Below are 15,980 nucleotides of genomic sequence, written 5' to 3'. Positions count from 1 at the left end.
AACTTGCATCTTGTAAGTTGAAACCTTTAAAGTAGTTCCCATTAATGGCAAAACCTATTCGTGATAGACTGGAAGATATTCCTGTTGTCAATATTTTAGTGCGCTTTTTAACAAGAGTTAAATTGCCTGGTTTTGAGGGGCTTTCACTTTATGATTTGTTGGAGCTGTATGTTTTGGGTGTTGTCAAAGGGGCATTAACGACCAGGGCAAGCGCCATTGCCTTTAGCTTTTTTACGGCTATTTTCCCATTTTTATTGTTTGTCATTATTTTGATTCCCTATATCCCTATCGATAATTTCCAAATGGAGTTTATGGATTTTTTAAATTCCATTTTACCACCACAAACCTCTGATTTCTTTTTCTCCAATATTTTTGAAAACATCCATAGTGGTGGTGGCGGTGGGTTGTTGTCGTCCGTTTTTTTATTATCGATGCTACTTATGGCAAATGGCGTAAATGCGGTGTTCTCCGGGTTTGAAAATTCATATCATGAGCAATTGACAAGAAATGTGTTCCAGCAGTACCTTTACGCCTTTGGGATAGCTTTAATTTTGGCGTTTTTAGTGTTGCTTACCGTGGCAGTATTCGGATATTTTCAAATCTATATTCTAAAACCGTTGTACGAAAGCTTAAGTGGGGAAGTACTGGCAGAAGATAGTGGATTGGTTTGGATTATATTCGCAAAATACATGTTTTTTGTGGTCATGGTGTATATCGCAACCGCAACCTTGTATTATTTTGGAACTAAAGAAGGAAGGGAATCCCGGTTCTTTTCAATAGGTGCTTTGTTAACAACGCTTTTGATCATTTTGACTTCTTACTTATTCGGGGTATATATAGAAAATTTTAGCCAGTATAATAAACTTTATGGCTCTATCGGAGCACTTTTGATACTGCTTCTTTATTTATGGTTGAATTCCAATATTTTGCTTTTGGGCTATGAGCTAAATGCATCTTTACAATTTTTGAAGAAGCGTCCTAGAACATAAAATTGGCCCCTTAAAATTTAAGGAAGTTAGATATTTTTTTATTTTTGAAAGGATAAAACATTTAAAAAGTTATGATGTTTTTTCTGTAATTTTTAACCCAATACATTTCTATGAAATTAAAGATATTGTTTTTAACTGCGATGTGTTTTGTGATTTTTAGTTGTGAAGTTAAGGACACCCTTGATGCACTCGATGAGTTGGAAGATATTGAGATGACAGAGGATGAAAAAGAGACTACCATTGTTATGACTGCAAAAGTTAATGGAAATCTTATCGAAATACCATACAAAAATGCGTCCCTTTTTATAGACAAGGTAATTGAAACTCATCGTTTAAGGTTGATCGGCGTTACTGAAACTATTTTTGTAATCGATAACGAGGCCGTTTCATTATTCGCCTATTATGGCGAAGAGGAGGACTTGAAGGAAGGTGTGGAATGGGATTTATCAAATTTAGAGTCAGGATTAACTGGTATGAGGGGTATTTACCAAGCTAATGATAAGGCTTTGAATAACGCATTAGTAAATGCCACAACAGATGACACAAATACGGCTAACATTAAAATTAATAAACTTGATTACACCAATATGGTGGCTTCGGGTGTATTCAGTTTCACAGCCCAAACCCTAGTAAATGGGGAGCTTCAAACTTATGTTATTTCTGAGGGAACATTTGAAAATGTCAAGATTGTAGAGCAATAGATATATTATTTTGCGCTTGAGATCTTTTTTGTTGTTAAAAGTTTTGCTGGATTGCATTATTTTTGAAGAATGCACTATTTCATCGACGCCATACTCCCGATACCGCTCCAAAAGCTCTTTACCTATCGCATAACTTCTGCTGAGGCGAAGTTCTTAAAACCCGGCATGCGTGTTTCCGTGCCCTTCGGAAAATCTAAAATTTACACAGCTTTGGTGTATCGGATTCATAATGAAGCACCTCAAGTTTATGATGCAAAGGATATCCACCAAATTTTAGATGAATCTGTTCTCGTTAACCTAACACAGCTGAAATTTTGGGAATGGGTTGCCAAATATTACATGTGTACTTTGGGCGATGTGATGCGTGCCGCTTTGCCGAATGCCTTTATTCTGGAAAGTGAAACTATCATTTCGAAAACCAATATTGAATTGAATGACACTGAATTCAAGGACGATGAGTTTTTGGTTTACGAGGCATTGCACCATCAATCTTCTTTGAAAGTGCAGGATGTGATGAATATTTTGGACAAGAAATCCGTATTGCCCGTTATCAACCGATTAATAGAAAAAAATGCCATTGTACTTCACGAAGAGATTTTTGAAAAATATGTGGCCAAATTGGTGCGTTATGTGAAGTTAAATTCAAATTTTTCATCCGAAACCCAACTTCAAAATTTACTTGAAGAGTTAAGTCGGGCACCAAAGCAGAGGAAGGTGTTGATGACATTATTTATGCTGTCTTCAAAAACCAAAAAACCCATCAAAGTTTCAGAGTTGGTATCTGAAAGCGAAGCCACTTCAACTGTGGTTAAAGCTTTAATCGACAAAGGAATTTTAGAGGAATACTTTATTCAAAAGGATAGGGTAGAATATACAGGTGGCCCCAATGAGGTTTCCAAACATTTAAATGAGCATCAGGAAAAAGCCCTTTCAGAAATCAAATCCGAATTTGAAAATCACCATACGGTGCTGTTGCACGGCGTAACATCCTCGGGAAAAACTGAAATCTATGTAAAGCTGATTGAAGAAGTATTACAATCCGGAAAACAGGTATTATATATTTTGCCCGAAATTGCATTGACGACTCAATTGGTAAGCCGTTTACAGAATTATTTTGGAGAAAAAGTAGCCGTGTTTCATTCCAGATATTCTTCACATGAAAGGGTAGAAGCTTGGTATAACGTATTGAACAGCTCTCCGAAAGCACAAATAGTTTTGGGAGCCCGTTCGTCGATATTTTTGCCATTCAAAAGTTTGGGATTAATTATTGTGGATGAAGAACACGAACAGTCCTTCAAGCAATTTGACCCCGCGCCCAGATATCATGCCAGGGACTCGGCTATCGTTTTGGGGAATATGCATAACACCAAAGTGCTTTTAGGATCAGCAACGCCAAGCTTGGAAAGTTACTTTAATGCCCAGCAAAAACGCTATGGCTTGGTGGAATTGAAATATCGGTATAACGATGTATTGATGCCAGAAATTGAGCTTGTGGATATTAAGGAAAAGCACAAGAAAAAGTTGATGAAAGGGCATTTTAGCGATAGATTAATTGAGGAAATGACCGAGTCGCTTGGTGAGGGTCATCAAATTATTTTGTTTCAAAACCGTCGTGGATTTTCTCCGATTATTGAATGCAATACCTGTGGCCATGCTCCCCAATGCCCGAATTGTGATGTTAGTTTGACCTATCATCAATACCGCAATCAATTGCGGTGTCATTATTGTGGCTATAATACGGCGATGCACACGACCTGCAGTGCCTGCGGAAGCCCGGAATTAGATAACAAAGGTTTCGGAACTGAGCAGATAGAAGAGGAAGTAAAAGTATTGTTTCCAGATCATAAGGTAGCCCGTATGGATTTAGATACCACTAGAGGAAAATACGGTTATGAAAAAATCATTACCGCTTTTGAGCAACAAGAAATTGATATTTTGGTCGGTACGCAAATGCTAACCAAAGGATTGGATTTCAGAAATGTAAAATTAGTCGGTGTGATGAATGCTGATAATATGCTAAACTTCCCGGATTTCCGTGCTCACGAGCGCAGTTTCCAATTGATTATGCAAGTATCAGGTAGGGCCGGGAGAACGGATAAGCGTGGTAAGGTGTTAGTGCAGACGTACAACCCCTATCACAATATTTTGCAACAGGTGTCGGCTAACAATTATGAAGCCATGTTCAAAGAGCAAATGGACGATCGTTTCAACTATAAATATCCGCCGGTTTATAAGCAGATAAAAATTACTTTAAAGCACAAAGATTATAATAAGGTAGAAAAGGCATCTATCTGGTTGGGGAAATCCTTAAGACAAGTTTTCGGCGATAATGTTTTGGGTCCGGAATCACCACCAATATCCAGAATTCGTAATCAGTTCTATAAAAATATTCTGGTAAAGATTCCTAAAAAACAGTCTTTATCAAAAACAAAAGAAGCTATCATTAAAATTAACAATAGCTTCTTCAGTATAAAAGATTTTAGGGCGGTTAAAATAGTTTTAAATGTCGATAATTATTAGGTTTTTGTCATTCTGAACTTGATTCAGAATCTTAGGTTGAAATAATTTTAGAAGCTGAAACAAGTTCAGCTTGACAATTTCTAAACTATATCAAATTAAATGTTATTTAACGCATCTACTAATTGTGTCTTCTTATTTCGGCTTAGTGGTATTTCGTAAGCTCCAACTTCCACATTTTTACTGTTGAACCTATCAATTTTATCAAGATTAACGATATAAGATTTGTGGATTCTTAAAAATTTGTTTTCTGGCAGTTCCGCTTCAAAAGCTTTCATGGTAGATAATACAACCAAGCTAGTCTCCTCGGTTACCAGTTTAACATAATCACCAAGGGCTTCAATCCATTTGATGTCCTTAATGTATACTTTACGTTTCTTAAGATTACTCTTTACAAAAATATGCTCACCTTCTTCCTCATGGAAATCCAATGTTAATTTATGTTGTTCTAGAGCTTTCTCAACGGAAGTGTTAAAACGTTCTTTAGTAATTGGCTTGTGCAAGTAATCTGTAGCATCATAGTTGAATGCCTTAAATGCATATTCGGTTTTGCCAGTTACAAAGATAATTTGGGGTTTTTTGTTCAATACGTCTAAAAGTTCAAAACCATTTAGCACTGGCATTTCAATGTCTAAAAAGATTAAGTCTACTTGATGCGTATTTAAACCATTTTTTGTTTCGAGAGCGCTACTGTACTCGGCAATTAAGTTAAGCGAAGGGTGATTTTCGACTAACTTAACTATGGAGAGACGTTGTATCGCTGAATCGTCTACTACTACACAGTTTAAAGTCATAACATTTTATATTATTTCGGTTAAGATATCGACAATAGTACAATAATTTCCGCTAAAAACCAAAAATCATCGGTAAACTGTCAAAATTAACAAAATATTAACATTTGAGGGAGACGAATATTTTGTCCTTAAAAAGTGTTGTAATATACTAAAAAATGATTATTTTTGCAGGCAATTTTTAACAATTTAAAACGATTTTTATGAATCATTATGAAACTGTTTTCATCTTAAATCCCGTTTTATCTGATGACCAGATAAAGGAAACAGTTAAGAAATACGAAGATTTTCTTGTTTCTAACGGAGCTAAGATGATAGCTAAGGAAGATTGGGGGCTTAAAAAATTAGCCTATCCAATCCAGAACAAAAAAAGTGGATTTTATCACTTGTTTGAGTACCAAGTTGCCGGAGAGGTAATTGAAGCTTTAGAGGTTGAGTTTAGACGTGATGAACGTTTCATGCGTTACTTAACTGTGAAACTAGACAAGCACGCAGTGGCTTGGGCCGAAAGAAGAAGAGAAAAACTTAACGTAAAAGCTTAATTATGGCATCTATTGATCAACAAGCAAAAGGAAAGAAAGACGGAGAAATTAGATATTTAACTCCGCTTAATATAGAGACTAACAAACAGAAGAAGTACTGCCGTTTTAAGAAATCTGGTATCAAGTATGTAGATTACAAAGATCCAGACTGGTTATTAGGTTTTGTAAACGAGCAAGGTAAAATTTTACCAAGACGTTTAACGGGTACCTCTTTAAAGTACCAACGTAAAGTGTCTGTAGCCATTAAAAGAGCACGTCATTTGGCTTTGATGCCTTACGTAGCAGATTTATTAAAATAAAACAATCATAACAATGGAACTTATATTAAAACAAGACGTTGAGAATTTAGGATTTAAAGACGATGTTGTAACAGTTAAGAACGGTTATGGTAGAAATTATTTAATTCCTCAAGGGCATGCTATTTTGGCTACGCCTTCTGCTAAAAAAGTATTAGCTGAAAACTTAAAGCAAAGAGCCTTTAAAGAGAAGAAAATTGTTGACGATGCCAATAAAACGGCAGAGGCCATCAAGGCATTGGAAATCAAGATTGCTTCTAAAGTTGGTGCTGGCGATAAATTATTCGGTTCTGTGAATAATATCGATGTTGCCACTGCTTTGGAAAAAGAAGGCCACGAGATTGACAAAAAATTCATCTCTGTTGCCGGTGGAAACGTAAAGCGTTTAGGCCAGTACAATGCGACTATTCGTTTACACAGGGACGTAGTTGTAGAATTACCATTTGAAGTTATAGCGCAGGCTAACTAATTTCAAAATTCTAAATACAGTAAAAACCGTTTGGATACATTCTAAACGGTTTTTTTGTTGAAGTCTTTTAAGGTTTCCGAAACCTTGTGTGGCTTTAAGCGAAAAGCATTAATTTTGAATTTCTTTTGAATGATGTTCAGATTTTAAAACTGAACATATTGTTTTGAAAGATTGAGTAATAGTTTCTCCCCTTTGGGGAGATTAACAGGGGCTTTATGAAATACAGAAGATTAACCAAAGAACAATTTGAGGAACTGCACCAGGAATTTATCAATTTCTTGGCGACGCAATCCATTACGGCTGACGAATGGGCTGAACTAAAGAAAAATAAGCCGGAAGTGGCGGAAACCGAATTGGACGTGTTTAGCGATTTAGTTTGGGAGGGCGTGCTTAATCAGGCCGAGTATTTGGAGCATTTTGCCCCACAACATATGTATTTATTCCGATTGGCCGAAGATGAGATGCATGCGATAGTTGTTAATGTCAAAAATGAAGCTGTGGATATCACCACAAAAGAAGGCTATAACTGGCTCCGTGAAAATTTGATGGACGACAGCGTGGAGTTTTTGCAGGCCGATAAAGATTATGGTGATGACAAAAACTTGGATAAGTTCAAAATGATAGAGCAGGGGGCGGTCATTACTAAAGGGGAGTTGTACCGCTATTTTGATGAGTTGATAAATTAAGAACCCTTCCGAATTCCATCCCTTTGGGGGGATGAAATCTACCTTCCCTTGAAAAGGGAAGGAATTGTGGCTAGCTGATAATTGAGAATTACTCTGTGCTAGGGTATAGCAATAATTCAGCAGCAAAAAACTCTCCTCCTTTTCAAGGAGGAGTACCACGAAGTGGGGAGGTGGTTAGAACTCATTTTCAAGAACCATACTTTTTTCCTCTAAAAACCTGTAAAAACAACTTCATTAATTATTTTTGCACTGTGTCATTCCGCATTGTCCCACTGAGCGCAGTCGAAGTGTGATGCGGAATCCACTTTTTAAACTAGAAACTTAAAAATAGATACCTGCTTTCGCAGGCAGTAATATGGCCCAAAAACCTAGCATCCCAAAAGGCACAAGAGATTTTAACCCAGAGCAGGTCGCGAAGCGCAACTATATTTTTAATACCATTCGCAGTACATTTGAAACCTTTGGCTTCCAACCCATTGAAACCCCAAGTTTTGAAAATTCCGAAACGTTGATGGGCAAGTATGGGGATGAAGGCGACCGCTTGATTTTTAAGATTTTGAATTCTGGGGATTATTTGTCAAAGGCAAATACAGAAGCTTACGAAACTAAAGATTCGAATAAACTGACCACTAGTATCTCCGAAAAAGCCTTGCGTTACGACCTAACCGTCCCATTTGCACGTTATGTAGTCCAACACCAAAACGAAATCGAGTTCCCGTTTAAGCGCTACCAAATCCAGCCCGTTTGGCGTGCGGACAGACCGCAAAAAGGACGTTTTAGGGAGTTTTACCAATGCGATGCGGATGTGGTGGGCAGTGATTCGCTTTGGCAGGAAGTGGAGTTTGTTCAATTATACGACAAGGTTTTTTCCAAATTGAATTTGGAAGGCGTAACCATTAAAATTAATAACAGAAAAATACTTTCTGGCATTGCGGCGGTCATTGGTGCCTCGGATAAATTGATTGACTTTACGGTCGCCTTGGACAAACTTGATAAAATAGGCGAGGCCAAGGTAAAACAGGAAATGTTGGATAAAGGCATCCCGCAATCGGGAATCGATAAACTACAGACTTTATTTTCAATCTCAGGTGATTTTACTTCCCAAATAGGTGAATTAAAAACGATTTTATCCACTTCCGAAGAAGGCCAAAAAGGTATTGGAGAATTGGAGTTCATCAATAACGCTATTTCAGAATTAGGTCTAAGTACTGCCAAATTACAATTGGATGTCACCTTAGCACGAGGGCTGAACTATTACACCGGGGCCATTTTTGAAGTTTCGGCACCAGAATCCGTAAAAATAGGTTCTATCGGAGGCGGTGGCCGTTACGATGACTTAACGGGAATTTTTGGAATGAAGGATATGAGTGGCGTCGGTATTAGCTTTGGACTGGACCGTATTTACTTGGTACTGGAAGAATTGAATTTGTTCCCTGAAACGGTTTCGATAAATGTCGAGGTATTGTTTATGAATTTTGGTGAAAAAGAAGCTTTGTTCAGCTTAAAAGCCATAAAACATCTTAGAGCACAGGGCATCAATGCCGAACTGTATCCGGACTCTGCCAAAATGAAAAAACAGATGACCTATGCCAACCGAAGGCAAATACCGTTTGTAGTCTTGGTGGGGGAGTCCGAAATCGAGGCAAATCACTTCACTTTAAAGGATATGGTATCTGGCTCTCAGGAAAAAGTGTCTTTGGATACTTTAATTTCTACCATAAAAAAGTCCTGAACTAGGTCCAGGACTTGAAATAGCTATCGAAAATTAGATTTGGGGTTTAAGGTGACTAACTCAAATAACTATTGTATCAATACGTTTTTGATCTATCACGGTGCTAATATAGCAATTATTTCTTAGAAATACGACAAAACGCAAAAAAATACGATGAAATACACTTTTTTTAGAATAGTTTAAACCTCTCTGTTTTCATCATATTGCCCAGCTAATTCGTCATTTTAGGCTACAGATTCAAACAAAAAAAGAGGTCAACTAAATTTTAGTTGACCTCTTTTTTATTAAAGTATTGGGTAGGCTATTACTGTCTATTCCTTAACAAACCTTCTGGAATATAGCTTGTCCCCATCCTTCACCCTAATCGAATAGACTCCGGCTTCCAGCCTGTCCACAACAATCTTTTTGTCCGTTTTGCCTTCCTGAACCAATTGACCTAAGGCGTTCACAATCAAATATTTAAGTTTGGAAGTAGTATTTGATTGTCCGTTAGCACCTGTTAAGCTAATATTCAATTCACTTCCTTTAACGGGATTTGGATACAGAACCAATTTAATTTGAACCGCTACATTGTTATCATCCTCATTGTCTAAAGTCTTCTGAGTTTCTTCCGGCTGCATTTTTGCTGTGGCACCACTGCCACCGAAACCGGTGATAACAACTTGATCAATAAATATTTGGTCATTATTGACGGAGGCATCACATTGAAGTCTAAACCTTGCGTTGCTCGATAAATTATATTGCGAACTGTTGAATAGTACTGAAAAATTTCCGAAGGCATCATTGTTGAAATCAGTCCCTCGTGCCCATGTCTCAACCGTTACAAAACCTGAGCCATCATCATATTGCAACCAGAAATCCTCTCCTATTTCCATGCTTTGCGAATAGAAATAGAAATTAAATTCCACTTCATTGAAAGATGACAAGTCAAACGTAGGGGAAGTCATTGATGAAGCCACCCCTGAATTATCCCTGATTCTTATAGAATAGGCACCTTCAAAGGATCTTGAATCCTGTCTTCTAGCACAATCACTTCCACCATCTATCCAACCGTCCCATCCGGTCTCAAAATAGCCTTCGTGAATGATGACATCCGTCGGTACATCATTAACATTCACAGTTCTTGCGACCTGAGTAGCCGCATTTCCAGCTGCATCACTAACGTCATAAGTCACAACATAGGTTCCTGCAGTATTTGTGTCCACTAAACCGCCGATACTGATATTGGCAGAGATGTCTCCGTCGATATTATCGGTTGCTGTTGCTCCTTGCTCAGTGTAGTTGTCACCAACGTTCAAGTCAATTATTGCTGAACCAATCAGCGTAATGATCGGAGCAGAGGTATCGGGAATCACGTTTACTGTTCGCGTTACCTGCGTTGCAGGATTTCCAGCCGCATCGCTTACATCGTAGGTTACTACATAGGTGCCACCTGTATTGGTATCTACGGTATCGCCTCCGATGACGATGTTTGCAGTGATGTCCCCATCAATGTTGTCGGTTGCCGTAGCACCTTCTTCTGTGTAGGTATCCCCCACATTCAAGTTGACCGTTGCATTACCAACAAGAGTAATGACTGGTGCGGTGGTATCTGGAATCACGTTTACGGTTCTGGTTACCTGAGTGGCAGCATTTCCAGCCGCATCGCTTACATCGTAGGTTACTAAATAGGTGCTAGCGGTGTTGGTATCTACGGTATCGCCTCCGATGACAATGTTTGCAGTTATGTCCCCATCAATGTTGTCGGTTGCCGTAGCACCTTCTTCAGTATAAGTATCACCCACATTCAAGTTGATCGTTGCATTGCCAACAAGAGTAATAACTGGTGCAGTAGTATCCGGAATGATGTTTACTGTTCTGGTCACCTGAGTGGCAGCATTACCAGCCGCATCGCTTACATCGTAGGTTACTATATAGGTGCCACCTGTATTGGTATCTACGGTATCGCCTCCGATGACGATGTTTGCAGTGATGTCCCCATCAATGTTGTCGATTGCTGTCGCACCTTCTTCAGTATAAGCGTCGCCCAAATTCAAGTTGACAGTTGCGCCGCCCACAAGAGTAATGACTGGTGCGGTGGTATCTGGAATCACGTTTACGGTTCTGGTTACCTGAGTGGCAGCATTTCCAGCCGCATCGCTTACATCGTAGGTTACTAAATAGGTGCCAGCGGTGTTGGTATCTACGGTATCGCCTCCGATGACAATGTTTGCAGTTATGTCCCCATCAATGTTGTCGGTTGCCGTAGCACCTTCTTCAGTATAAGTATCACCCACATTCAAGTTGATCGTTGCATTGCCAACAAGAGTAATAACTGGTGCAGTAGTATCCGGAATGATGTTTACTGTTCTGGTCACCTGGGTGGCAGCATTACCAGCAGCATCGCTTACATCGTAGGTTACTATATAGGTGCCAGCGGTATTGGTATCCACGGTATCGCCTCCAATAACGATATTGGCAGTGATGTCGCCATCGATATTGTCAGTTGCCGTAGCCCCTTGCTCAGTATAGGTTCCGCCTAAATTAATATCTAAGGAAGCAGAGCCAATCAATGTAATCACAGGTGGTGTTGTGTCCGGAATAACGTTCACGGTTCTGGTTACCTGCGTGGCTGCGTTTCCTGCCGCATCGCTTACATTGTATGTTACAATATAAGTACCCGCGGTATTGGTATCCACAGTATCGCCTCCAATAACGATGTTGGCAGTGATGTCGCCATCGATATTGTCAGTTGCCGTAGCCCCTTGCTCAGTATAGGTTCCGCCTAAATTAATATCTAAGGAAGCAGAGCCAATCAATGTAATCACAGGTGGTGCTGTGTCTGGAATAACGTTCACGGTTCTGGTTGCCTGTGTTGCCGCGTTTCCAGCGCCATCGCTCACATCATAGGTAACAACATAAGTTCCACCAGTGTTGGTGTCCACAGTATCGCCTCCAATAACAATGCTTGCAGAAATGTCCCCATCAATGTTGTCAGAAGCCGTAGCGCCTTGTTCAGTGTAAGTATCGCCAACATTTAAATCGATTGTCGCGTTACCAACAAGAGTAATGACCGGTGCAGTTGTATCGGGAATGATGTTTACCGTTCGCGTTACTTGCGTTGCAGGATTTCCTGCCGCATCGCTTACGTCATAGGTTACAACATAAGTTCCACCAGTGTTGGTGTCCACAGTATCGCCTCCAATAACAATGCTTGCAGAAATGTCCCCATCAATGTTATCTGTTGCTGTTGCTCCTTCTTCTGTATAAGTATCGCCCACATTCAAGTTGACTGTTGCATTACCGATAAGCGTGATAATTGGTGCGATGGTATCTTGCTCGTCAGCTGTCAAATTAATATCATCAATGGCAATATCTGCTTGCCAAGTACCTCCTGTAACCCTATTAAAGCGCAACTGAATACTTGCTCCTATGTATGCATCCAAATTAAGATTTACGGTAAGCCAAGAATTACCTTGGTTACCAGATTGGTTCCATATACTTGTCCAATTGGCGCCGTCATCACTACTTAATTCTAAGTCAATGGTGCCCATATCGGAAGCGCCAAACATGTGGTATTGGAAACTAAAATCTGCACCACTGGCACTCGAAAGGTCAAAGCATGGCGAGGTAATAATTGCCCTTTTGTTAGGATAGCCTGTATTGTTGCCTGACGCTTCGACAAATATATAGCTTGTGCCTTCAATCGCACTTAAAGGTCCTGTGTTGTTGGATGGAGTGTTATTGGAGTTCACCAACCAGTCCAAATCATCCGCTCCTGATTGTGTCCAAGTCCCAATGGTGCCCTCAAAGCCAAAGGCGTAAGGATATGTGGAAATACCTCCTGTACAACCTGATGGAGCATCAATCACATTTACAGTTCGTGTTAACTGGGTAGCGGCATTTCCGGCGGCATCGCTTACATCATAGGTAACCACATATGTCCCCAAAGTGTTGGAATCGACCGTATCGCCCCCAATTACAATATTTGCCGTAATATCTCCATCAATATTATCCGTTGCAGTAGCCCCTTCATCGGTATAGGTAGCCCCTATAATTACATCAGTAGGGGAAGATCCATTTAAGGTGATTACTGGTGGTGTTGAATCAACGCCATCAAATGTTGTAACTACAACGTCATCTATCGCAATATCCGCTTGCCAAGTGCTACCAACAAACCTGTTGAATCTTAATTGAACACTGCTTCCCACATATGCATCTAGGTTGACGTCAACGGATAGCCAAGTATCACCTTGGTTACCTGATTGGCTCCATAAACTAGTCCAATTAGTACCATTATCATTGCTAACCTCAAGATCGATTGTGCCCATGTCGGATGCACCAAACATATGGTACTTGAAGCTGAAAGTAGCCTGAATCATTCCGGTAAGATCGAAACAGGGCGAGCTAATTATTGCTCTTTTGTTAGGATAACCGGTGCCTTCAACAGAAGCTTCAACATATATATAGCTGGACCCTTCTATTGCTCCTGAAGGGCCTGTGCTTTGGGAGGGTGTAGCATTTGAATTAACAAGCCAATTTAAATCGTCGGCAGTGGATTGAGACCAGTCTCCTATAGAGCCTTCGAAGCCTTCATTGTAGGGGAAAGAAGCAATCGAAGTGCCCGTGCAGGCCACAAATGCGTTGGTAGTAAAATTAACCGAACTGCTATAGTTTGAAGTGTTTGAAGTACAGCGACTTCTAATTTGAACTTCGTAATCCGTTGATTCTGTTAACCCAGATATGTCGGTAGTAAGTCCGTTTACATCATTAATTTCTGACCAGTTGGTATCACTGATTGCTTTGTACCTTATGTCGTAAGTTGCGGAGGTTACCTGATCCCAGGTTAAGGTAGCGGTGGTTACGCCAATGTTAGAAACACTTAATCCAACAGGAACTGATAGGACACAAGGGATTTGCACGCCCAATACCCTAAAGTCATCAAAAACAAATCCGTCAAAAGAAGTGGTGTAGCTATCTTGCCTATTGGAGCCATCGGTATTGAAATTAAATCTCAAATAAACGGTGGGTTCATTAAAATAAGCACTGTTGTTTGTGCCATCAATGATAATCTCTTCCATCACCCATTTATCCTGGGTATCTCCGTCATACAATTGTTCACCATCAGGTTGAAAATTGTTGTTGGCTGTGCTTTTTCCGGAGTAAGTATTGTTTTCGTTTGGGGCTCCAGGTTTGGTGTAAGTACCGCATAGGGGAGTCCATGTTGATCCATTGGTAGAAGCCTCAATTTGTACATAATCAAAACTTCGCTCTAAATCCCATTTGGCATAATACTGAATGATGGTTTCGTTAACTCCAGTAGTGGCAATAGTGGAATTAAGCTGAAGTGTCTTGGATTCATTGTTGGCGTATGAGCCAGACGGAGAATCAGTAATGGCCGTTGTTGCTGTACCAGAAAACCCATTGACCGAGATAGTACCCCAAGATCCTCCTGCAGCCGTCCAGTTTGAAGTTCCGTCGGTATCTGGGTCATCAACAAACTGAACATTTGGTGTGTAATATTTTTTGATATTTGCTTGATAAATTACTCCGTCATCATTGCTTAACGCAACATTAAATTCAATAATGTCATTGGCCTGTATAGCATTGTCTAAGCTATATGCTGCGACCACATTCCGCTGTTCTAGTGCAGACATCCCAACCTGGGAGCTTGGGCTACTTATGGAATTTATATTGGCAGAAACAGGTGTAACTGAAAGCGTAAAGTCACTAGCGGTTTGTCCTAAATATTCAATTCCAAAATTTAGATTCCCATTTAAAGCGGTAATATTGGAAGGAGATAAATCAATAAGTTTCGCGTACTTACCGCTAAAATAAGCGGCCAGAAAATTGCCTCTCATAGCTCTTCTGGCAATATCATCAATAAGCAATGGGTCTGGCCAGAAACCGCTTCCAGTAGATCCGGCTTCAGATCCCGATCCATTCTCTGGTGTCCATGCCATGGCATTTATGCCTGCACCGGGGCCACCAGTAGAACCAGCAACGGCAGGACCCATCATCCAGTCATTCATGTTCCCACTGTTTAATGCACTTATTTGGGTGCTTGGACCGTATGCATAACGGTTAAAATGGGTCATATCATGGTTGTATTTGGCAAATTCATCTTCACGCCTGTCCACACCAGCGGCATCTAAAGTTGCTGGATCTACGCCTGCATAGCCATGAAGCATGGCATTTTTAAATGAATGATGGTTTAATACCAGCTTGAAGTCGTGTTGCAAAAAGAAGTCTCTAACGATTTGAGATTCAGGCTCGGAGAAAAACGTAGGGCCTCGATAAGTTTCACTACACGTATTTGTGGAAGAACCACCATTGCCCCAATAGTATCCAAAATTTCTGTTTAGGTCAACGCCTTCGGAGGTGGTTCCACAACTTCCATTATAGATGTTCCTGTTTTTTCGCTGTAATCCACCACCATTTGGCAAAACGGATTCGTTATAGGCCAAACCGTCAGAATTAACAATTGGAATAAAGTATAATTCCTGGTTGTTTACTAAATTGGTTATCGCAGGATCCGTACCGTAATTTTCAAGAATATACCACATATAGTACATCAGATTCATCAAACTGGAAAGTTCTCGCGAGTGCGTCATTCCAGTATATAGCGTCTCTGGCTCTCCAGATTCGTCAATATCAGGGTTATCTGAAATTCTTACGTAATAAGTTGTTCTGCCTTCTACAGTAGTTTGATTAGTAGGGGAGGCATCTGCTTTCACTGAAATAATATTGGGGTAAAGCGATCGCATTAAATCAAGCTCTGCCAAGGCTTCTGAAACTGTGAGACAACCTCCCATACTGCCAAGTTTGAAATTTGTAGGTGTGCTCCAGTTAATTTCATCACACCCGTTGTATTGGCCAATGTTGTCTAGTACCACACTCGAAACACTGCTTTTGCCAAATCCAGCTTTGGATTGGAAGCCTTTTTGAGCTTGAAGCTCTTGCCTGGCCCTAGGAAGGTTTTTTTGGGCACGGTCCGCATAATACGTGCTTAAGTCATCTATAAGTACATTGTAAGGTACGCCTAACCTAGAGATTGTGGTTAGTTCGTTTTGCGATAATTCCAATTGCAGCTTGCCGTCTTTATATATGGCACCACATTGAAGGTCTATTCCCGATTGTGCCATCTGAGAGATGGTGGCACTACTGGGATTGCTAATACTGACACGTTTGTAATTAATTTGTTGCGAAAACGCGAGGGAAAGGTTCAGTAAAATACTGAACAGAAAAAGTATTTTTTTCATAACTAAGGTTGGATAT

10 protein-coding genes are annotated in these 15,980 nt (G+C 40.0%); 8 read left to right on the top strand and 2 right to left on the bottom strand.

Going from position 1 to position 15,980, the window contains the following annotated elements:
* The first annotated feature begins 44 nt into the window (after positions 1-44).
* The 3 genes from ACFSR8_RS05450 (at position 45) to priA (ending at position 4,210) form a co-directional block, all read left to right on the top strand.
* The gene (locus ACFSR8_RS05450) at positions 45-989 is read left to right on the top strand and encodes a YihY/virulence factor BrkB family protein (RefSeq protein ID WP_380289845.1); all 945 of its coding nucleotides are present in this window, start codon (positions 45-47) and stop codon (positions 987-989) included.
* A 110-nt stretch (positions 990-1,099) separates the two neighbouring features.
* Positions 1,100-1,690, top strand: coding sequence for a hypothetical protein (locus tag ACFSR8_RS05445; RefSeq protein WP_380289843.1), 591 nt, complete (start codon positions 1,100-1,102; stop codon positions 1,688-1,690).
* Between the two features lie 69 nt (positions 1,691-1,759).
* On the top strand, positions 1,760-4,210 hold the full coding sequence (gene priA, locus ACFSR8_RS05440; protein ID WP_380289841.1) for a replication restart helicase PriA: 2,451 nt from the start codon (positions 1,760-1,762) through the stop codon (positions 4,208-4,210).
* 95 nt (positions 4,211-4,305) lie between these two features.
* On the opposite strand, the gene ACFSR8_RS05435 is transcribed toward priA, so the two are convergent.
* Positions 4,306-5,001, bottom strand: coding sequence for a LytR/AlgR family response regulator transcription factor (locus tag ACFSR8_RS05435; RefSeq protein WP_092580221.1), 696 nt, complete (start codon positions 4,999-5,001; stop codon positions 4,306-4,308).
* Between the two features lie 200 nt (positions 5,002-5,201).
* Between ACFSR8_RS05435 and rpsF the strand changes: the two genes are divergently transcribed.
* From rpsF to hisS, 5 genes are all read left to right on the top strand, one after another.
* A complete protein-coding gene (rpsF, locus tag ACFSR8_RS05430) occupies positions 5,202-5,540 on the top strand; it encodes a 30S ribosomal protein S6 (protein ID WP_380289839.1) in 339 nt (112 codons plus the stop codon).
* Positions 5,540-5,839 (top strand): 30S ribosomal protein S18, encoded by a 300-nt coding sequence (gene rpsR, locus ACFSR8_RS05425; protein ID WP_186563393.1) that lies wholly within the window; start codon positions 5,540-5,542, stop codon positions 5,837-5,839. Before rpsF ends, rpsR begins: the two co-directional genes overlap by 1 nt.
* 13 nt (positions 5,840-5,852) lie before the next feature.
* Entirely contained in the window at positions 5,853-6,305 is a 453-nt protein-coding gene (gene rplI / locus ACFSR8_RS05420; protein WP_380289837.1) for a 50S ribosomal protein L9, read from the top strand.
* A 215-nt stretch (positions 6,306-6,520) separates the two neighbouring features.
* Positions 6,521-6,991, top strand: coding sequence for a DUF6495 family protein (locus ACFSR8_RS05415; RefSeq protein WP_380289835.1), 471 nt, complete (start codon positions 6,521-6,523; stop codon positions 6,989-6,991).
* Between the two features lie 355 nt (positions 6,992-7,346).
* A complete protein-coding gene (gene hisS, locus ACFSR8_RS05410) occupies positions 7,347-8,723 on the top strand; it encodes a histidine--tRNA ligase (protein WP_380289833.1) in 1,377 nt (458 codons plus the stop codon).
* A 311-nt stretch (positions 8,724-9,034) separates the two neighbouring features.
* Here the strand turns inward: hisS and ACFSR8_RS05405 are convergent, their stop codons facing one another.
* On the bottom strand, positions 9,035-15,964 hold the full coding sequence (locus ACFSR8_RS05405) for an immunoglobulin-like domain-containing protein (RefSeq protein WP_380289831.1): 6,930 nt from the start codon (positions 15,962-15,964) through the stop codon (positions 9,035-9,037).
* Between the last annotated feature and the right edge of the window lie 16 nt (positions 15,965-15,980).

This window comes from Hyunsoonleella rubra, assembly GCF_042684665.1.
In the GTDB taxonomy this organism is placed as follows: domain Bacteria; phylum Bacteroidota; class Bacteroidia; order Flavobacteriales; family Flavobacteriaceae; genus Jejuia; species Jejuia rubra.
Note: the sequence above shows the minus strand (reverse complement) of the source record. Positions and strands in the feature narration are given on the sequence as shown.